Source organism: Carboxylicivirga longa (assembly GCF_050589825.1).
In the GTDB taxonomy this organism is placed as follows: domain Bacteria; phylum Bacteroidota; class Bacteroidia; order Bacteroidales; family Marinilabiliaceae; genus Carboxylicivirga; species Carboxylicivirga longa.
On sequence record NZ_JBNGOZ010000003.1, the window covers coordinates 292,670 to 314,056 of the forward strand.

The 21,387-nt window shown below is 46.6% G+C and carries 11 protein-coding genes; 7 read left to right on the top strand and 4 right to left on the bottom strand.

What is annotated here, in order from left to right:
- Positions 1 to 4: 4 nt before the first annotated feature.
- Positions 5 to 682, bottom strand: coding sequence for a tRNA (guanosine(37)-N1)-methyltransferase TrmD (gene trmD, locus ACRD7A_RS04365; RefSeq protein WP_430811190.1), 678 nt, complete (start codon positions 680 to 682; stop codon positions 5 to 7).
- A gap of 284 nt (positions 683 to 966) precedes the next feature.
- Here trmD and ACRD7A_RS04370 point away from each other — a divergent pair, with 284 nt between their 5' ends.
- Positions 967 to 2,895: a DUF349 domain-containing protein gene (locus ACRD7A_RS04370; protein WP_430811191.1), complete on the top strand. Its 1,929-nt coding sequence runs from the start codon at positions 967 to 969 to the stop codon at positions 2,893 to 2,895.
- A 74-nt stretch (positions 2,896 to 2,969) separates the two neighbouring features.
- On the opposite strand, the gene ACRD7A_RS04375 is transcribed toward ACRD7A_RS04370, so the two are convergent.
- On the bottom strand, positions 2,970 to 5,723 hold the full coding sequence (locus ACRD7A_RS04375; protein WP_430811192.1) for a fasciclin domain-containing protein: 2,754 nt from the start codon (positions 5,721 to 5,723) through the stop codon (positions 2,970 to 2,972).
- Between the two features lie 385 nt (positions 5,724 to 6,108).
- Here ACRD7A_RS04375 and ACRD7A_RS04380 point away from each other — a divergent pair, with 385 nt between their 5' ends.
- Both ACRD7A_RS04380 and ACRD7A_RS04385 read left to right on the top strand, forming a co-directional pair.
- Positions 6,109 to 9,036: a DEAD/DEAH box helicase gene (locus ACRD7A_RS04380; RefSeq protein WP_430817927.1), complete on the top strand. Its 2,928-nt coding sequence runs from the start codon at positions 6,109 to 6,111 to the stop codon at positions 9,034 to 9,036.
- A gap of 93 nt (positions 9,037 to 9,129) precedes the next feature.
- On the top strand, positions 9,130 to 9,822 hold the full coding sequence (locus ACRD7A_RS04385) for a head GIN domain-containing protein (protein ID WP_430811194.1): 693 nt from the start codon (positions 9,130 to 9,132) through the stop codon (positions 9,820 to 9,822).
- Between the two features lie 238 nt (positions 9,823 to 10,060).
- Here ACRD7A_RS04385 and ACRD7A_RS04390 read toward each other — a convergent pair whose 3' ends face one another.
- The gene (locus tag ACRD7A_RS04390; protein WP_430811195.1) at positions 10,061 to 10,654 is read right to left on the bottom strand and encodes a flavin reductase family protein; all 594 of its coding nucleotides are present in this window, start codon (positions 10,652 to 10,654) and stop codon (positions 10,061 to 10,063) included.
- 457 nt (positions 10,655 to 11,111) lie between these two features.
- On the opposite strand from ACRD7A_RS04390, the gene ACRD7A_RS04395 reads away from it, so the two are divergent.
- Genes ACRD7A_RS04395 through ACRD7A_RS04405 form a run of 3 tightly spaced genes read left to right on the top strand, consistent with a single transcriptional unit; the run spans position 11,112 to position 16,773 of the window.
- Complete coding sequence (locus ACRD7A_RS04395) at positions 11,112 to 12,254, top strand: efflux RND transporter periplasmic adaptor subunit (protein ID WP_430811196.1); 1,143 nt, start codon at positions 11,112 to 11,114, stop codon at positions 12,252 to 12,254.
- 2 nt (positions 12,255 to 12,256) lie between these two features.
- Entirely contained in the window at positions 12,257 to 15,403 is a 3,147-nt protein-coding gene (locus ACRD7A_RS04400) for an efflux RND transporter permease subunit (RefSeq protein WP_430811197.1), read from the top strand.
- A complete protein-coding gene (locus ACRD7A_RS04405; RefSeq protein WP_430811198.1) occupies positions 15,400 to 16,773 on the top strand; it encodes an efflux transporter outer membrane subunit in 1,374 nt (457 codons plus the stop codon). Before ACRD7A_RS04400 ends, ACRD7A_RS04405 begins: the two co-directional genes overlap by 4 nt.
- A gap of 106 nt (positions 16,774 to 16,879) precedes the next feature.
- Here ACRD7A_RS04405 and ACRD7A_RS04410 read toward each other — a convergent pair whose 3' ends face one another.
- Positions 16,880 to 19,087: a bifunctional alpha,alpha-trehalose-phosphate synthase (UDP-forming)/trehalose-phosphatase gene (locus ACRD7A_RS04410; RefSeq protein WP_430811199.1), complete on the bottom strand. Its 2,208-nt coding sequence runs from the start codon at positions 19,085 to 19,087 to the stop codon at positions 16,880 to 16,882.
- 253 nt (positions 19,088 to 19,340) lie between these two features.
- Between ACRD7A_RS04410 and ACRD7A_RS04415 the strand changes: the two genes are divergently transcribed.
- The gene (locus tag ACRD7A_RS04415; RefSeq protein WP_430811200.1) at positions 19,341 to 21,149 is read left to right on the top strand and encodes a glycoside hydrolase family 15 protein; all 1,809 of its coding nucleotides are present in this window, start codon (positions 19,341 to 19,343) and stop codon (positions 21,147 to 21,149) included.
- Positions 21,150 to 21,387: the final 238 nt, after the last annotated feature.

A 21,387-nucleotide genomic window follows, 5' to 3' on the forward strand; every position in this document is an offset into this window, starting at 1 on the left:
AAGCTTACTCTTCCAGCAGGTCGGGACGGATGGCTTTGGTGCGCTCATAAGCTTGCTGCTCCCGCCAGGCATCGATCTTAGCCTGATTGCCACTCAGTAGCACATCGGGCACTGTCCAGCCTTTGTAATCGGCCGGACGCGTATAAACCGGCGGCGACAACAAACCATCCTGAAAACTATCGGTCAGCGCCGATGTTTCATCGGACATTACACCCGGTATCAGGCGTATAATAGCATCGGACACCACGGCAGCTGCCAGCTCACCACCCGTGAGTACATAATCGCCAATCGACAGCTCCATGGTGATGTAATGATCGCGTATGCGCTGATCAACACCCTTATAATGACCACATAGAATCATAATATTACCACTCAAGGACAGGGTATTGGCAATTTTCTGCTCAAAACGTTGCCCATCGGGTGTCATATAGATAATATGATCATAGTCGCGCTCTGCCTTGAGCTGATCCATTAAATCGGCAATGGGCTGTATGGTCATTACCATGCCGGCGCCACCACCAAAAGCATAGTCATCCACCTTTTTGTGCTTATCCAGTGTATAATCGCGTATATCGTGAAAATACATCTCAACCAAACCCTTATCAACAGCACGTTTCATAATAGACTGCGTGAGGGGGCCTTCAAACATCTCGGGAAAAAGTGTTAATATATCAATGCGCATAGTGTTCTAATTTAGTGTCTAACAATTGAGATTTGTGTATTTTGTGACAGAAAATATAAGCAAGCTGCCAATAATCTTGATACTCAAATCTTGATAATTTGTACATTTCTGGCTTGTCCAACGTTAGGGCAAAGATAAATAAAAAGCCTTTCGTCAATAACGTTTCGTCTTTCGCTTTCTTTTTGCATCAAATAATTTGCCCATTGAGCGATTTAAGATATATTCGTAGTAAAATTTAATTGTCAAGGTAACTAAACCTAGCAGTGTAAACGAACTCAAAGCTTATGGAAGCACAAGACCTAAACAAACCGACCGAACAAGGTTCCGGTTTGAATTCAGACAAACAAGCTGAAAATACGCCTGCCAACAACTCACCTGAAAACGAGGTGCCTACTCCTACGTCCGATGATACGGCCCACCAACCTGCACCCAAGACTGATGGCGATGCTGCCCCCGCTACTAATGCGGACGAGCCGATAAAAGAAGAGGCTCAGCTAGAGGCCGTTGAACATATTATGCTGAGCAAAGAAGAGCTGGTGAAGCGCCTTCAAACCGTATTAAAAGATTTTCCGGTTGAGAATATCAAAGAGGAAGTGGAAGCCATTAAATCGGCCTTTTATAAGAAACACGCCGCTGAGCTGGAAGATCTGAAACGTAAGTTTATGGAGACGGGTGAACCCGAAGAAAACTTTACACCGCCCGTGACTGACCTGGAGCTAAACCTAAAGGCTTATCTGAAGCAATTTAAAGAGCGTCGTGCCGAGTTCAACAAGCGCCTGGAAGAAGAAAAAGCTCAAAACCTGCAAGCCAAACTAGATGTGATTGAAGGCATTAAGGAACTGATCAATGGCCAGGAATCGCTCAATGAAACCTTCCAGCTATTCAGGACGCTGCAGGAAAAATGGCGCAGCATAGGCTCTATCCCACAAAACCGCGTGCACGATTTATGGGAGACGTATAACCATACCATTGAGAATTTTTACAGTTATATAAAGATTAATAAGGAATTGCGCGACCTGGATCTGAAAAAGAACATGGAAGCCAAGACGGACTTATGCGAGAAAGCCGAAAAGCTACTGCTGGAGCCCACCATTGTAAAGGCCTTTAAAACGCTTCAGAAATATCATGAACAGTGGCGCGAAATAGGTCCGGTTCCCCATGAGCACAAAGAGGAATTATGGGCGCGCTTTAAGGAGGCTACTTCCAAGATAAACAAACGCCATCAGGAATATTTCGAAGGGCTAAAAGATCAGCTACAAAAAAACCTGGAAGCCAAGACTGAGCTGTGTGAGAAAGCCGAAACTTTGTCGGCATTAAGCCTGCACTCCCCCAAGGAATGGGAGGGCAAGAGCAAGGAACTTATTGAACTGCAAACCATTTGGAAAACCATTGGCTTCGCTCCTAAGAAAGATAACAATCGCATCTACGAACGCTTCCGCACCGCCTGCGATACTTTCTTTAATAATAAGCGTCAGTTTTTTAAATCCTATAAGTCGGAGCAATCCGAGAACCTGCAGCTGAAAACCGATTTGTGCATTCAGGCGGAAAGTATGAAAGACAGCACCGACTGGAAACGCACCACGGAAGAATATATACGCATACAGAAAAAATGGAAAGAGATAGGCCCGGTGCCGCGCAAGCAGTCCGATGCTATCTGGAAACGCTTCCGCACGGCTTGCGATGCTTTCTTTGCCCATAAAAATGCCTTCTTCAGCAAGAAAGATGAATCACAGGAGGAAAACCTGAAGCACAAACTAGCACTCATCGAGGAAGTAAAAGCCTTTACACCCGGTGAGAATGCGGAAGACAACTTCCAGCAGCTGCAAGCCTTTCAGCATCGCTGGAATGAGATTGGTCATGTGCCCATCAAGGAGAAAGATCGTATTACACAGGAGTTTCGTGCACACATCAACGAGTATTTCGATAATCTGAACCTCAATGAGTTTGAGAAAAACCTTGAAAAATTCAGGAATAAGATAGAAAGTTACAAGACGGAACATGCCAACGATAAACTCATTCAGGAGCGTAATAAGATCATTAATAAGCTGAAACAGCTGGAGAATGACATCACGGTTTGGGAAAATAACATTGGTTTCTTTGCCAAATCGAAGAAGTCGGATGCCCTGATGCGTGATTTTAAACACAAAATTGAAACAGGTCGCCGCAACATTAAGATGCTCAACCGAAAGCTTGATATGCTTGAATCCTTGTAATCACTATCTGACATTAAAGCGAATAAAAAAAGCTATCCGATAAGGATAGCTTTTTTATTATTGTTACATGGCTTTTACTTAATCACTACTTTCTCGATCTTATAATCATCACCAATGGATACTTTAAACAGATAAATACCATTGGGCAAATCAGATATATTGAGCGCTGTACTTGTTGCATTTAGATCTTGCTTTCTAACAAGCTGACCACTCACATCATAGATATTAACAGTAGCCACTTCGCCCGGATCAATGCCTAGCTGAATATTAATATCATCAAAGGCCGGGTTAGGATAAATACTAAACCCCTTTGCATCCAAGGCATTAACATTAGTAGCTTCAGGAACAAGTACCTTATCAATCAAATGTACAACTCCTTCGTCAAAGGCATTATCGGCTCCAATAACAAGAGCATCATTGATAAACACCTGATCACCCTGGATATCAACAGTTAACACTCCACCCTGCAAGGTAGTCAGGGTCTGATCATCAAATAAATCACCGCTTAAGGCTCTTGTGTCTGCAAGATGATATAAGAGAGTATTCACTAGCTCATCATCCACACTCTTTAGCTGAGCTCTGCCTGCCTGTATGGCATCAAAAGCTTCATTGGTAGGTGCAAACAGCGTATAGTTATCCAGTCCCATAAGCGTTTCCCATAATCCTGCCTGCTTCAAAAGACTCACAAGGGTAGTTAATGAAGGATGAAACTCCAGGAAGTCCGTAACTGTGGTCGGTGGCAATAACACGGCATCAATCACATGAACCACACCATTATCCGCTTCCAGGTCAGCCAGGGTAACCATGGCATCGTTGATCATGACGGTGCTGCCGTCAATCGTTACCTTCACTTCTTTACCATTCACGGTAACAATCATCTGTCCGTCATGCAGATCGCCACTCATGGCCTTACCCGCCACCACATGGTAAAGCAGTATCTGAGCCAGATCACCCGTAGGATCTTCCAGTAAGGCGGCTACGGTACCCTCGGGAAGTGCGTCAAATGCCTCATCGGTAGGTGCAAACACAGTGAAAGGACCTTCACCTATCAGGGTTTCCTTCAATTCAGCAGCCACAATGGCCGCCTCCAGTGTTGTATGATCGTCGCTACCTGCGATGATATCAAACACGGTGATGGTCGGTGGTAATAACACGGCATCAATCACATGAACCACACCATTGTCCGCTTCCAGGTCAGCCACGGTAACCATGGCATCGTTGATCATGACGGTGCTGCCGTCAATCGTTACCTTCACTTCTTTACCATTCACGGCAACAATCATCTGTCCGTCATGCAGATCACCACTCATGGCCTTGCCGGCCACCACATGGTAAAGCAGTATCTGGGCCAGATCACCCGTAGGATCTTCAAGCAAGGCGGCTACGGTACCCTCGGGAAGTGCGTCAAAAGCCTCATCGGTAGGTGCAAACACGGTGAAAGGACCTTCGCCCATCAGTGTCTCCTTCAGCTCAGCAGCCACAATGGCGGCCTCCAGTGTTGTATGATCGTCGCTACCTGCGATGATATCAAACACGGTGATGGTCGGTGGTATTAACACGGCATCAATCACATGAACCACACCATTATCCGCTTCTATATCCGCCACGGTAACCATGGCATCGTTGATCATGACGGTACTGCCGTCAATCGTTACTTTCACCTCTTTACCATTCACGGTAACAATCATCTGTCCGTCATGCAGATCGCCACTCATGGCCTTGCCGGCCACCACATGGTAAAGCAGTATCTGAGCCAGATCACCCGTAGGATCTTCCAGCAAGGCGGCTACGGTACCCTCGGGAAGTGCGTCAAAAGCCTCATCGGTAGGTGCAAACACGGTGAAAGGACCTTCGCCCATCAGTGTCTCCTTCAATTCAGCAGCCACAATGGCCGCCTCCAGTGTTGTATGATCGTCGCTACCTGCGATGATATCAAACACGGTGATGGTCGGTGGCAATAACACGGCATCAATCACATGAACAACGCCATTATCCGCTTCCAGGTCGGCCACGGTAACCATGGCATCATTGATCATGACGGTGCTGCCATCAATCGTTACCTTCACCTCTTTACCGTTCACGGTAACAATCATCTGTCCGTCATGCAGATCACCACTCATGGCCTTGCCGGCCACCACATGGTAAAGCAGTATCTGAGCCAGATCACCCGTAGGATCTTCAAGCAAGGCGGCTACGGTACCCTCGGGAAGTGCGTCAAAAGCCTCATCGGTAGGTGCAAACACGGTGAAAGGACCTTCGCCCATCAGGGTCTCCTTCAATTCAGCAGCCACAATGGCGGCCTCCAGTGTTGTATGATCGTCGCTGCCTGCGATGATATCAAACACGGTCTCAGGCCGGAATAGAACACCTTCAATCCGATGAACTAAAGAACGATGCAAATTAATGTCGGTATATGATATCATAACGTTGTTGACGTACCAGCTATCTCCCTCCTGTTTAACAAACAGTTTATTGCCATTCAAAGCCGTTAAAATCTGCCCATCCACTAAATCCTCCGATGATAAAACACCGGACACCATGTGTCCCTTGATTAAATCAATTAGATCAAGATAAGGATGGGTAAACAGTGCCTCTTTTTGCTCAGCAGGTAAATTATGAAAGGCTGCTTCGCTAGGCAGGAAAATGGTGTAAGGCGCGTTATCAACCAAATCATCTATCAAATCATTAATAAACGACAGATGGTCAAACGTGAGGGAGCTAGTCGCCTCTGTTGCCTTCAGCGTTTGGGCTACCGTAGGCTGTATCATGGGGGTGACCAATAGCACAGCGAGTAGCGCTCTTTGTAAAATAGTGTAAAGTAATCGCATAATCATGTGATTTTTTTGTGATTAATCCTTTTCATCACACAACATGAAAGAAATGTGATGATGATTCTTAAATCCTTAATAATCTTCATTTCACTTTCGACAAGGAAAGTGCGGAAAGACAATTAAACCACAGCGGTTTAACGGGTGTATCAGATGGTTAAGCGAAAGATTGACAGAAGAACAACATGAAGGTTGAATTTTTGTTTACTTTTTTTTAAAAAAAATTATACAATAATCATATCAACCTTGCAAGTTAAAAGGAGACACACAGATTGTCAAGCAGGGAAAAAATTTGACAGACCCGAACGGAGGCCACATGATTACCATTATATTTGTTGGTTTGAAAAATAAAGAAGCTTTTAACAATAAGGATTGCAGAAAAACTATGGAGCAGTTGATCGTTATCATTTCTGAAAAACGAAATTTGGGTATGACACTTATTCCCTTCTTTGCTGAGGCCAGTGAGAATAGCATATTACAGCTGGTTGAACCCGCCACGGAGGATCACATTGAAAAGGATCGCTTCTCTTTCAGTCCGGCACAGGAAGAAATCGTTAAGCTATTATCAGCCATCAGTGAGCAGAGCCTTTTTAAACGTTTCTCAAGGCAGAAAAACCTGAAGCTCTTTTTTGAAAAGCTGGAGTCGAAATTTGCGGATGACCACATACGCCCCTTGATGGACAGTAAGATTACACAAGCACTCGACATTATTGCCCTGGCAGACGTTCCGGTATTCTATAAAAATCCCAACTACAGCCACTTGTATGAATCGGATCGCATAAAGGTACGCACACTGTTTGATGCACCTCATTTTTCGTTTGACCTGGATGACAATGGTTTGCGCTACACCCTCAAAATAAAAACCGAAAAAGGTGAGATGGGTCTGACCAACCGCGATGTATTGGAAATAACCGCCACACCCTGTACCTTTTTAATCAACAACCAACTTTTTCGCTTTCAACACATTGATAGCAAAAAATTCAGACCTTTCCTCAAGGTTAATCACCTGCTTATTCAGCCCCGCAGCGTTGATGCCTACATGCATTCTTTCGTTGAAAATTGTGTGCGCGATTACCATGTCGAGGTCAAGGGTTTCTTTATAAATAATAAGTCCGCTGCACTCAAACCTATTTTGATATTGCAGCCGGATCTGTCACACGCACCGGTTCTCACCCTAAAATTTAAATACGATGAGCGTGAATACATGGCGGGCACCAAGTCAAAAGTATTTGTGAATCATCGTAAGATGATGGGGCACCATATCTTCGACCGCTTCGAACGAGATATAGAGAAAGAACAGCACATTGTACAGATACTGAATCAACTCGGATTAGCAGCCATCAGCGAATCACAATATCGTCCGCGGGCTGTGGATAAGGAGCTTCCTACCCTCCCACATGTTATTGAATGGCTGAATACACACGCGGAGGCACTGCACCGGGAAGGGATCATGCTGGATCAGCAAGACTACGATGAGCACTATTATGCCGGCAAGGTAAGCCTGAGCATGCGCTATATCGAAGAAAACGACTGGTTTGATATTCAGGCCGTCATCAACATTGACGGGCAGCAGATACCATTTCAACGCATACGGCAGCATATATTACGAGGCCGGCGTGAATACCGCCTGCCCAATGGCGAAATTTTCATCATTCCCGAAGAGTGGTTTACCCGCTACACGGACCTAATGCATTTTGCAAAGGAAGAAGGTGATAAACTATCGATCAATAAGATACACTACAAGTTGTTGGATGAAGAGCAGCTACAGGAAGAATCACCGGTTTGGCAGGCTCAGGTGGCTGCTTTACAGCAACAAACCATACAGAGCGCTTCACCCGAGGGTCTGGCGGCTACCCTTCGCCCCTATCAGCTGGAGGGCTTCACCTGGATGAGAACCCTCAATACCAATGCCTTTGGCGGCATCTTAGCCGATGATATGGGATTGGGTAAAACCATACAAACCATCGCACTGCTCCTGAACGAATACACCAAAGCCGATACCTCAGCGCAGAAAAACGGACTGGAACAACTCAACTTATTTGATACAGTTAAAGGCTTTAATAATACCACACTGCCTGCCAGTCTCATTGTAATGCCCACTTCGCTGATTCATAACTGGGCCAATGAGATAGCCCGCTTTGCCCCCGCACTAAAAATATACCTGTACACCGGTAATAACCGCGCCAAATCAAAGGATATTGGTAAAATATTGAAACACTATCACATTGTACTAACCAGCTATGGCATTGCACGTAACGACATAGAGTACCTAAAACACTATAATTTTCACTACACCATACTGGATGAAAGTCAGAATATTAAAAACCCTGGCTCTAAAATTTATCAGGCGGTGAGCGAAATACAAACACAGCATAAGCTTGTACTGACGGGTACGCCCATTGAAAATGCTCTGGTGGATTTATGGGCACAGATGAATTTTGTCAACAAGGGTCTTCTGGGAAAACTCAATTTTTTCAAAAATCATTTTGCAGGCCCCATCGAAAAGAAACAGGACGAAGCCAAGGAGCAGAAGCTGAGGCTGCTCATTAGCCCGTTTATACTGCGGCGCACCAAGGAAATGGTAGCCAAAGAACTGCCACCGGTGAGTGAGCAAACGCTGGTGTGCGACATGACCGAAGAACAACAGAAGTTCTACGAGCGTGAGAAGTCGGGTATTCGCAATGAGTTGCTGAAGGCCATTGAGCAGACGGGTGTCAATAAAAATGCCATACTGGCACTGCAAGGACTCACACGCCTGCGCCAGATTGCCAACCACCCGGCTCTGGTAGATGATAAGTATGAAGGATCATCGGGTAAATACGAGCAAATTTTCGAAAAACTAAGCAGCGCCATTAGTGAAAATCATAAAGTACTGATTTTCTCCTCTTTTGTAAAAGACCTGGAGCTGATTGAGCGTGATCTGAAGAAAAAAGGCCTTAAATATGCCAAACTGACCGGCGCCACCACCGAGCGGCAGAAAGAGATCAAACGCTTCACCGATAATGAGGAGTGTCGCGTCTTTCTCATTTCACTAAAGGCAGGAGGCGTAGGACTTAACCTGGTAGAAGCTGACTATGTGTTTGTACTCAACCCCTGGTGGAATCCGGCTGCCGAAGCACAGGCCATCAACAGAGCACATCGCATCGGTCAAACTAAAAATGTATTTGTTTATAAATTTATTTCGGGCGATACCATTGAGGAAAAAATTGCACGATTGCAGGAGCGGAAAGCGGCATTGGCAGACACCTTTATTACCACCAATAACCCACTTAAAGATTTATCGGAGGACGCCCTGCGTGAATTATTTGCATAGTTTTTGCTTACAACAGCCATATTTTATGATTTTTCAACACTTTTTACCCCAACCTAACCATTACAATTGCGTATCACATTAAAATTATTATTTATGAAACTAACTAAGACCATTGTACTGTTATTCGCACTTACAGTAGGCATGTATGCACAAGAGCCCGATCACACACAAATTCGCAATGTGGGTTCGTTTGACAAGATAAAAGCGGCCAAAGGAATCAACGTAACACTTATAGAAGGTGATAAAGAAGAGGTAGATGTACACATCAAAAACGCAGAGGTAAGTGATGTGATTACCAAAGTGAAAAACCGTGAGCTTAGCGTGAAGATGAAAACCAAGATTTACAAAGACATGGCCGTGCAGGTATATGTGACCTATAAGCGATTGCGCGAGATTGATGCCGGCTCGGGTGCCACCATCGATGGGGAAAATACCATTCATGCCGAGTCCTTAAAAATACGTGGGGGTACCGAATCAAACGTATTACTGGCGGTAGATGTAAACAATCTGGATGTCAAAGGCTCCACTTCTAATATTGAGCTGGAAGGCAAGGCTCGCTATCAGGATGTGAACATCGGCACCGGTGGTAAGTACAAAGGTTTTAATCTGGATTGCGATGAAACCTACGCCCGTGCAACCCTGGGCAGTATTGTGGAAGTAATAGCCAACAAAAAGCTAAGTGGCACGGCCGGATCGGGCGGTGTTATCTATTTCAGGGGCGAGCCCGCCAAGCTGGAGAAAAATGAAAATACAGGCGGTAAAATCAAGAAAGACACCGATTGGTAGAATATGATCCCCGAGTTCGACAAGCGATTGAAAGCAATTTTCAATAAAGACTTGTTCCGCAACATTATAAGTAAAGTAAAGCGTACAATAAGTTTTAGGGAACGGTTCTGTTTCGGAAGATGCACATAAGAACCGTTCCCTAAATACTTAATTATAATGGAGCTTTACATTTCAGAACTTACAACTTTGCGCACTTCGCGAAATTATTAGCGTGAAACTTACACCATCTTATTAGTTATTACTTCTTATGTGTTTTACGCTTCTTTTTCTTTTTTTCCACCGAATAACCAAACTTACCGATCTTCTTACCCACCTCAAAATAGTGCCCGTGTGAGTAGCAAATAGGCTTGGCCTTCTGCAGACTAAACGCGCCTGAATTAGCGTCGATATATCGCTCATCAGCCTTCACATTCACCACTTCGGCTATAAACATATCATGGGTGCCCAACTCCTTTATCTCAGTCACGCGGCACTCAATATTCAGGGGCGACTCCTCAATAATGGGCGCACTCACCACCGAAGCCTTACCCGGTGTTAAGTGCATCTCCTCAAACTTATTATAACGACGCCCCGAACGCACACCACACCAGTCGGTAGCATACGACAAATCCTTGGTGGTGAGGTTAATCACAAACTCACCGGTTTCCTTAAGTGTTTGATAAGAGTGCCTCCCCTTACGCACCGAAATGTAACATAAGGGCGGATCGGAACAGATCGTGCCGGTCCAGGCAATGGTGATAATATTATAATTCTCAGGGGTATTACCCACTGTTACCATCACGGCCGGTAGTGGATAAATCATATTTCCGGGTTTCCAGTCTTGCTTTGCCATACTTTCAATATTTTTAACAAAGATACATTTAGCCACGCCAAAGGCTTTGATGATTACAAAAAATTAACATGTCGGAAGATTAGTGTCAATAATAATTAATGTTTTTAATGGAATATTTACACTCTTTGGTCTAAGAAATACTCTCCTTGGTCATAATCACTTCAGGATAACATAAAGTCACCTATTGATTTCATTATATTTGTAACACTTTCCTGACAGGTTGTTTTCCCCTTGCCCCGTTCTCACACTCTTTCCGGATGAACGGGGCATTTTTTTTATTCCCTTAGCATTAGCATTTATAGTTTATTATTTAAACAATAAATCCCCCCACATGTTGTTAAAAGGTCTTTATCAAATCGATAAATAGTGTTATAAAAGCTTAAAATTCCATACATTTATTTAATCAAACAAAACAGTAATGCTTTAAAACAATTCTTGGACTAAACATACCTATACGATGAGAAACTACATTACAGTACTTGTGGTGCTAAGCATTGTGGCCGGCTGCAATAACAAGTCGACGCAAATGACTCCCCCACAGATACCCGTTTACACGGCAAAAAATGAAACCGTTCAATTGACAAAAGATTTTGTGGGACAGACATACGGGCTTTTTGACATTTCAGTGCGCGCCCGCGTAGATGGTTATCTTGAAGGCATCCATTTTACCGAAGGCGGCCGCGTAGAAAAAGGACAATTGCTCTATTCCATTGACCCCGCTCCCTTGGATGCACGCGTGGCCGAAGCATTAAGCATGGTGGCACAGGCTAAGACTAACCTCGTAAAGGCTCAGAGCGACTACGACCGTTACAAGCCGCTGGCCGAAACCAATGCCGTGAGTCAAAGCGACTATGATGCTGCCGTAGCCGGACTAGGTGCTGCCAAAGCCTCACTAGAGGCCGCAAATGCCTCGTTGGAATTTGCACGCATACAACGCAGTTACACCAAAATACATGCGCATACCGACGGCATCATTGGCCGCTCAGAAGCCAAGGTGGGCGACTACGTGGGACGCGAACCCAACCCCGTGGTACTTAACACCGTATCGCGGCTCGACACCATCCGGGTGCAGTTTCACCTTACAGAATTGCAATACCTGGAAATTGTTCAATACGAAAATGCACAACGCACTGTTAAAAACCCACGCCGCAATAAAAAGGCCGATGTCATCCTTTTCTTTGCGGATGGCAGCCGGCACAGCGAGCTGGGCAAGGTAGATTTTGTGGACCGTAATATAGACCCCACAACCGGTACCCTGCTGGTGCAGGCCTCTTTTGCCAACCCGGGTGAGATCATTCGACCCGGACAGTTTGCACGCCTGCGCATAGGCCTGGCCGATGCTGCCGAACGTCTTCTGATACCTGTGAGGTGTTTGCAGGAAGTGCAAGGTGAATACAACGTATTTGTGGTGGGTAGCGACAACAAGGTAGAATACCGGGCCGTTAAGGTAGGTCCCACCTTACAGGATATGGTCATTATTAAAGAAGGCTTACAGGCCAACGAACGCATCGTACTGGAAGGCATCAATCAGCTGCGATCAGGCATGCCCGTAGTGCCCCTGGAAAAAGAGTTTAAATCGGTACGCACTAATCAAGACTAATTATGGGAAGTTTTTTTGTTAAGAGGCCCATTGTGGCCATGGTGATTGCCATTATTATTCTTATCGTAGGCGGCTTGTCAGCCTTGCAGCTTCCCATGGAACAGTTCCCGGACATTACACCGCCCATGGTGCAGGTAAGAGCGAACTACACTGGCGCCAACGCACTCAACGTAGAACAGTCGGTGGCGACCCCTCTGGAGCAACAGCTCAATGGTGTGGAGAACATGATTTATATGAAATCGACCAACGCCAACGATGGCAGTATGGCCATTAACATCTCCTTTGAGGTGGGCACCGACCCCGATATGAATACTGTGTTTGCCCAAAACAGGGCATCGGCAGCCACCGCCAAGCTGCCCGAAGAGGTAAAGCGTTTGGGGGTAACCACCCAAAAAAGTATGAGCAGTATTGTGATGGCCCTGGCCGTTTACAGCGATGGACGCTACAATCAAGAGTTTCTGGGCAATTATTCCATCATTAACATACAGGATATTCTGGCCCGCACAAAAGGGGTGGGACGCGTACAGGTGATGGGCGCCAGCGACTACTCCATGCGCATCTGGATTAAGCCTGACCGACTGTCGCAACTCAACCTGACAGTACCCGAGATAACGGCAGCCATACGCGAACAGAACATCATTGTTCCGGGAGGTAAATTCGGTGCCGAGCCGGCACCTCCGGGTACCGAGCTAACTTATACCGTTACCCTGCCCGATCGCCTGGTTACTGAAGATCAGTTTGGTGAGGTAGCCATACGCACCAATAAAGACGGTAGTCAGGTAAAACTTAAGGACGTAGCCACCATAGAACTGGGAACCGAAAACTATAATACCGATGCCCGTTTTAAAGGAAAGCCCTGTGCACTGATTACCATCTATCAATCGCCCGGCACCAATGCGGTGGCCATGGGCGAAGAAATTATCGCTACCATGGACGAGTTGGCGCTGTCTTTCCCCGAGGGCGTTACCTACGACGTGGCACTGGATGCCACAGCCCCCATCACAGCAGGCCTTAAGGAGGTGGGCATCACATTAATAGTAGCCCTTATCCTTGTAATTTTGGTGGTCTTCCTGTTTATTCAGGACTGGCGCGCCACCCTCATCCCCACCATTGCCATCCCCGTATCTCTTATCGGGGCCTTTGCAATCTTTCCGCTACTGGGCTTCACCATCAATACATTATCTTTATTAGGACTGGTGCTTGCTATTGGTATTGTGGTGGATGATGCCATTGTGGTAGTAGAAGCCGTGCAGGTAAATATTGAGAAAGGAATGGGCAGGCGCGAAGCCACCATTGCTGCCATGAAGGAGGTAACCGCTCCGGTTATTGCCACTACCTTGGTGCTTATCGCCGTATTTATCCCGGTGGCCTCCATGGGGGGCATAACTGGTCGTCTTTATCAGCAATTCGCCATCACAGTAGTGGTATCTGTCTGTTTCTCATCAATTAACGCACTCACCCTGTCACCAGCACTGGCTTCTATCCTCTTACGCAAGCCTGAGCTGCCTGGCGGACCTTTGGGGCGTCTGTTTGGTGGATTCAATAAAATATTCGACCGCAGCTCGGTAAATTATATGAAAGTAACCAACCTGGTGGCGCGCAAGATAACGCGCAGCATGCTGTTTATTGGTGCTACCGTATTACTCATTCTCGTTGTGGCTCGTTTTGTACCCGGTGGTTTTATTCCTGAGGAGGACCAGGGCTATGTATTTGTGAACATACAGCTGCCCGATGCCGCCTCGCTGCAACGTACGCGGGCAGTAATGGATCAGGTGCAGTCACTGGTGGGCGCAGTGGAAGAAGCCGAGAGTGTATCAGGTGCCTCTGGCTTTAACTTGCTATCAGGCAGTATGGCCACCAATGCAGGGGTGGTCTTTATCACCCTTACAAACTGGAGCGAAAGAAACACGACCGCCAATGAGGTAGCCCGTAAACTCAACTACATATTCTACCAGAACATTAAAGAAGCTCAGGTATTTGCCTTTGGACCACCGGCCATTCCCGGTTTGGGAAGCGGATCGGGCTTTTCCCTTATGCTACAGGATAAACAGGGCAATACACCGCAGTATCTGGCCGAGCAGGCGCAGGCTTTTATTGCAGCCGCTCAGCAACGACCCGAGATTGCCAATATATTCACCACCTATCGGGCCAACGTACCCCAGCGGCGCCTTAATATCAACCGCGATAAAGCCTTGAAAGCCGGTGTGCAGCTCAGCGACCTGTATACTACCATCAGTGCATTTCTGGGGGGTGCCTACATCAATGATTTCAACCGCTTTGGCCGCCTCTACAAGGCCTATTTGCAGGCGGCACCAGAATTCAGGCAAAATGGTGAGCAACTGGATATGTTCTTTGTAAAAAACAAAGACGGCGAGAGCCTGCCCCTCTCCTCGCTGGTAACAGTGGAGCAAAGCTATGGTGCCGACTTCACCAACCGTTTTAATTTATACCGGTCCGTAGGGCTCACCGGATCTCCCGCCGAAGGTTATTCATCGGCACAGGCACTGAACGCGCTGGAAGAGGTGGCGCAAGAGGTACTACCTCCGGGCATGGGATACGAATGGGCCGATATGTCATATCAGGAGAAAAAAGCCAGTGGATCGGGCAATGTGGTGTTTATCTTTGCCCTTATCTTTGTATTTCTCATCCTGGCCGCACAATACGAGAGCTGGTCGCTGCCCTTCAGTATTTTGCTGGGCACACCCTTTGCCGTGCTGGGAGCCATGTTATTTGTATTGCTGGCACGCTTATTCAGCCCAAGCTTTGAAAACAATGTGTTTATGCAAATATCGTTGGTGATGCTCATTGCCATGGCTGCCAAAAATGCCATTCTGATTGTGGAATTTGCCAAGATTAAATTTGACGAAGGCATGAGCCTGTTCGATGCCGCCATTGAATCGGCTCGACTACGTTTCCGCCCCATTCTGATGACAGCTTTCTCTTTTATACTGGGTGTATTGCCGTTGGTAGTCGCCTCAGGGGCTGGTGCCGAAGCACGCAAAGTGATGGGGGTAGCGCTGCTGGGCGGCATGACCGTTGCTACCTTGCTGGGCGTTGTAATGTACCCCATGTTATTCGTATTTATAGGCAAACTGGCTAAATACGAGGAGAAAAGAGCCATGGCAAATCAAAAGAAAGAAGAAGCATGAAAATACTAAAATATACCTTATTGATATTACTCTTTACACTGCTATGGAGCAGTTGTAAGGTGGGCAAAAAATATACACGCCCGGCAATAGAAGCGCCCCAGAGTTTCCTGCAGGCCGATGGCGATACCAGTTATAATGCGACCCTCAGGTGGTGGGATCTGTTTGACGATCCCGTGCTCGATACCTTGATAAATAAAGCCCTGCGCAATAACAAGAACCTGCTGGCCACCGCCCAAAATGTTGAGGCAGCGCGCCTGCAAATGGCTATTCAAAAAGCCGACTTATGGCCCCAGTTCAACTACTCAGGTGGTGCCGCACGGGGTAACTATCAGGGCGTGAAGATGCCGGAGACCAGCAACGCCTTTAACATTGTTGGTCAGGCCAGCTGGGAGATTGACTTTTGGGGCAAGCTGCGACGCATGAATGAGGCCGCCAAGGCACAGTACCTGGCATCGGAATATGGGCTTCAGGCATTGCGTTTGTCGCTCATTAGCACGGTGGCCGCCACCTATTTCCAGGTGATGGAATTCAGGGAGCGTACGCACATTGCTGAGCGCACCTACACCATACGCGACAGTTCTTATCTGCTTTTAAAGCAACGCTTTGAGGCCGGCATCATTCCGGCCATTGACCTTAACCATGCCCAAATACAAAGAGCCATTGCAGCCACTGCCATTCCCCTTTATAAGCGCAATGCCGCACAATCGGAAAACCTGCTGAGCCGCCTGATTGGTGAAGCGCCGCAGCTGCATCGTTTTGAAAATAAAATAAACCACTATGGCCAGGTACCCAATATACCGCCGGGTCTGCCGGCCGACTTGCTCAACCGGCGACCCGATATACTCATGGCCGAACAACAACTGGTAGCACAGAATGCTATGGTGGGGGTGGCACAGGCTGCGCGACTGCCCAATATCAGCCTCACAGGCATGCTGGGGCTAGCCAGCGACGACCTGAGCACCATGACCTCGGGCGACCCAGCCTGGAACATCGGTGGTAGCCTGCTGGGACCCATTTTCAACTGGGGCAAAAACAGCAAACGTGTGAAAGCAGAGCGAGCCCGCACGCAAGCCGCTATTCATCAATACGAGGGTACGGTGATTAATGCTTTTAACGAGGTGGAAGATGCCCTGATTAGCATTAAGACACTGAAAGAGGAAGAAGCTGCCATTAAGGAACATTTGGAGGCCGCTACCGAGGCGGCTAACCTATCGGGTGATCGCTACGACAAGGGGATTGCCAGTTATATTGAGTTCCTGGAGAGTCAGCGGCAGGCCTTTGATGCACAAATGCTACAGACGGGTAATAAGCAAGACCTGCTGGAAGCCTATATACGCTTGTACGAAGCGCTGGGCGGCGGCTGGGAATAAGCGCACAAACGTATAAAAAACGAGCTTGTCCAAAATAAAGTTTCACGCTAAGAACGCTAGTAATGTTATTGGGCAAGCTCGTTTTTTGTATTATCATTTGGCTACGTTAGTCACCCAACTCCGTCAAAAACTTACGCACGGCACTCACCGACTCCAGTTTATACCGGGCACTCGTATTCTGAATGCCCACCTTAACGGTAATTGCCTCACCCGGCAATTCCCTAAACATATACTCATCGGTCCAGTCATCGCCCATGGCCATTAAAAAGTCGTACGCCCCATTATTGATGAACTGATTGGCAGCTATTCCCTTGTTGATGCCGCCACTTTTCACCTCAATCACTTTACTGCCCTCCATAATTTCCAAATTCAGGTTGCCCACCAGGTGCAGCAACTCATCCTTCAGCTCATTGGCACGTATTACGCTCTGCTCAGGCTCTGCTTTACGATAATGCCACACCAGCGAGTAGTTCTTTTCCTCGATAAAAGAACCGGGTGTACGATCCACAAAACGCTCCAGCACAGGGCGTATCACTGGCATCCAATCATTATTAACGGTGGTAAGAGTCTGCCATTCTTCGCCATGCTTGCGCAACCATACGCCGTGCTCGCAAATCAGATTAATAGGCACCTCGGCAAACCATTTCTCAAGGGTAGCACGGTCGCGTCCGCTGATGATGGTCACTGTATTCTTTTCGTCGGCAATCAAACGATTCAGTAGCTTATACAATTCAGCGTTAGGGGTAGCTTCCTGCGGATTTTTATGAAAAGACGTTAAGGTACCATCATAATCAAGGAAGATAGCACGTTTCTTAGATGAAAGATATTTCTTATTGAGGGCGTTAAATACATTAGCATTGATTTTCTTCGCCAAAAACTCTTTCTGTATACGTTTCACTTTTTCCAGGGCATCTACAAACTCGCCGGCCCATTTAAATACCGAGTAACGCTTGATACGCTCCTGCAAAAGCCCCATACGTTCCCGCTGCTCGTCCAACGGCATGGTCAAGGCCCGGTTTAGGGCATCAGCTATTTCATCCTCGTTAATGGGGTTGATGGTAATGGCCTCACCCATCTCTTTAGATACGCCTGCCATCTCACTCAATACGATCACACCGGTTTGATTACCGCGCGAGGCAACATACTCTTTGGCTACCAGGTTCATACCGTCGCGCAGGGGCGTAATCAGTGCCACATCCGACATATTGTATAGCTCCACCAGGTTTTCAAAGGGAAGGGCTCGATAGAAATACCAAACAGGCGTGTAATTTACATTACCGTAGGTGCCGTTGATGTTCCCCACCAATTCGTCCACCTCTTTTTTCAGCATCATATATTCCTCCACATGGCCACGGCTGGGCACGGCCAGCATCACCAGGGTTACCTTACCATGAAAATTAGGATATTTTTCCAGAAACTTACGAAAGGCTTTCAGGCGCTGTGGTATACCCTTGGTATAATCCAGACGGTCGATGGATAAGATAAGACGACGATCGGGCGAGCTCATAAAATACCGCTCCAGCTCCTGATGTAACTCTGAGCGTTCCTGAAAGGTTTTCTGATTGACCATGGCCGAAGTCTTATGAAACTTTTCGTAATCGATGCCCATGGGGAAGGAATCGGCCTTGATGATACGTTCATCGGCATGTATCTCATTAAACGCAATCTCATAGCCATAAAGGCGACGCACTGAACTCAAAAAGTGTCGTTCGTAATCGTAGATGTGGAAGCCCAGCAGGTCGGCGCCCAGCATACCTTCCAACAGCTCCATGCGCCAGGGCAGGATGCGAAACACCTCGTACGATGGAAAAGGAATATGCAGAAAGAAGCCCACCGTAACATTGGGTTTGATAGATTTAATCATACCGGGCACCAGCAGTAGCTGATAGTCGTGCACCCACACCGTATCGCCATCTTCGGCCACTTCAAGCACACGATCAGCAAAGCGCTGATTAACGCGTTTATAGGTCTCCCAGTTTTCGGGCGAATAATCAACATACTGGGTAAAGTAATGGAACAGGGGCCAGATGGTTTTATTACTAAAGCCCTCGTAATATTCCAGCACCTCCTGCTCGCTCAGGGGCACTGTAACACAGTTTTTTTCAGCCAGCTGCGCATCAATCTGGGCTGTTTCATTGTCCGACAATTCATCGTTATTTAAGCCCGACCAGCCAATCCACTTACCACCATAGCGGGTATAGATGGATTTCAGGCCTGTGGCCAGGCCACCCACACTCTCCACCAGGTCATATCCTTTTTCTTGTTTTGCTAAACTGTATGGCAAACGATTGGCCACAATATGAAGTTTTGACATAAGTTGAAGTTTTTACTCTTCGCCCGGAGGCGTCCGGCAGAATGCCGGCGGCCCTTTAAAAGCCCTTGCTGACACCATCCTATCGCGAAGAAGGGTTGTGTATTACATGATTTTAAAAAAGAAAACTACAAAAAGTAGCGTAATTAAAAAAATACCTTTTTTTTTGCAGTGCTAAGCAAATATACACTTTTATCGATGATTTCATTGGATAAAGCTATGTTTGTTGTTTGAATATAGATTAGTTGTATTGTGTATGAAAAACCTTGATTACGGTATTATTGGAAACTGCCGCAGTGCAGCACTGGTGTCAAAAACTGGATCGGTGGAATGGTTGTGTTTACCCCACTTTGCCGCAGCCTCGGCTTTTGCAAAGATACTGGATGAAGACAAAGGTGGTTTTTTTAGTATCCGCCCCATCGAAGAATACGAAACAGAGCAATTTTACATTCCCCGTACCAACATACTGGTTACCCGCTACTCTTGCCAATCGGGTGTGTTTGAGCTGCACGATTTTATGCCGCGCTACCGCAACGAATACGGGGTGTATTACACACCGCCCGATATTGTGCGCTACATCAAACATATTTCGGGTAAAGTTAATGTAGTGGTAGATTTCGAACCCCGCTTGGGCTATGCACAGCCTCAAACGGCCGTAAAGCTTGAGGAAGACTATCTAAAGGCACATACCACTACGGGAGAATATGACTCCATCTACTTATATTCATCACTGAACAAGCGGAACATAAAAAATAAACTTCCCCTGTGCATTGAGAAAAATGAGTACCTACTGCTAAGTTATAATCAAAAGCTGCTGCAGCAGTCCACCAAGCGCTCGTACCTGAAGCACCAACGCACCAAGGTATATTGGCTTAACTGGTCGGACAAAACCACGAGCTTCAAAAAATACGAGGAGGAGATCAATCGCAGCGCCCTTACACTTAAACTGCTGAATTATCAGAAGTCGGGGGCTATACTGGCGGCCTTAACCACTTCGCTGCCCGAGACCATTGGCGAGGTGCGTAACTGGGATTATCGTTTTTGCTGGATACGCGATGCCTCCATGGTGGTGAAGATAATGACACAGCTGGGCCATCAGCGCATTGCTGAGCGTTACCTCAACTTCATCATCAGCCTGATGCCTGACAAAGGGGAAAAGATGCAGATTATGTATGGTATCCATGGTGAGAAAGAGCTGACCGAGAAAAATCTGGATCACCTGAGTGGCTACGAAGGCAGCAAGCCCGTGCGCATTGGCAATGCCGCCTACAGCCAGAAACAAAATGACATCTACGGCATCCTGATGGATGTGATACTACAATATTTTGAGCTTTTTCGTTCCACCCTGGGCAACAGCGAAGACCTGTGGACCATTGTGCGCAACATTGTTAAGGTAGTTGATGAAAACTGGCAGCAGCCCGATAAGGGCATTTGGGAAATACGCAGCGAAGGCAAGCATTTTACCTTTAGCAAGGTGCTGTGCTGGGTGGCCATCGACCGTGCCTGCAAGATTGCCAAACTGCTGAAACGCGATACCTATGTTAATGCCTGGACAGTGCTGAAAGAAACCATAGCCGCTGACATACATGCCAATGCCTGGTCGGAAGAAAAGCACACTTTTACCCAGTCATACGGCTCCAACGACCTGGATGCCGCCGTTCTATTGATGGAGTCCTATGGCTTTATCAAGGCTGACGATCAGCGCTATAAAAAAACGGTGCTGGCCATTAAAAAAGAGCTGGAACACGATGGTCTGATGTATCGTTATAAGAATGAAGATGACTTTGGCGAACCACAATCAGCCTTTACGATATGCTCATTCTGGTTAATCAACAGCCTGTATAAGATTGGCCTGAAAGACGAAGCCACTCGTAAATTTGAAAAATTACTTTCGTATTCCAATCACCTGGGACTGTTTAGCGAGGATCTAGACTTTAAAACGCGACGTTTGCTGGGTAATTTCCCTCAAGCCTATTCGCATTTGGCCATTATTGAAACGGCCATCACCCTGTCGGGCGAAGAAGTATCGAAGGAACAACAAATTATGCAGTCCATAAGGCTTTAGTACCGAAATATGCTTTAAGCATTCATCCTCCTTCTGCACTATGTGGTACGAGGGTGTCCCAAAATATGCTAATGTTTTCATTTATTTTACCATTTGTAACCATGAACCCAACACTTCTTCCCTTTGCTCTTGAGAGCAAGGGGAAGTCCGCCGCCAAAGGCGGTGGGATGGGGATTGTTAATGGGCTTAAATGGCCAACTGTAAATTGAAATTATTATTTCAAACACTGTTGAGACAC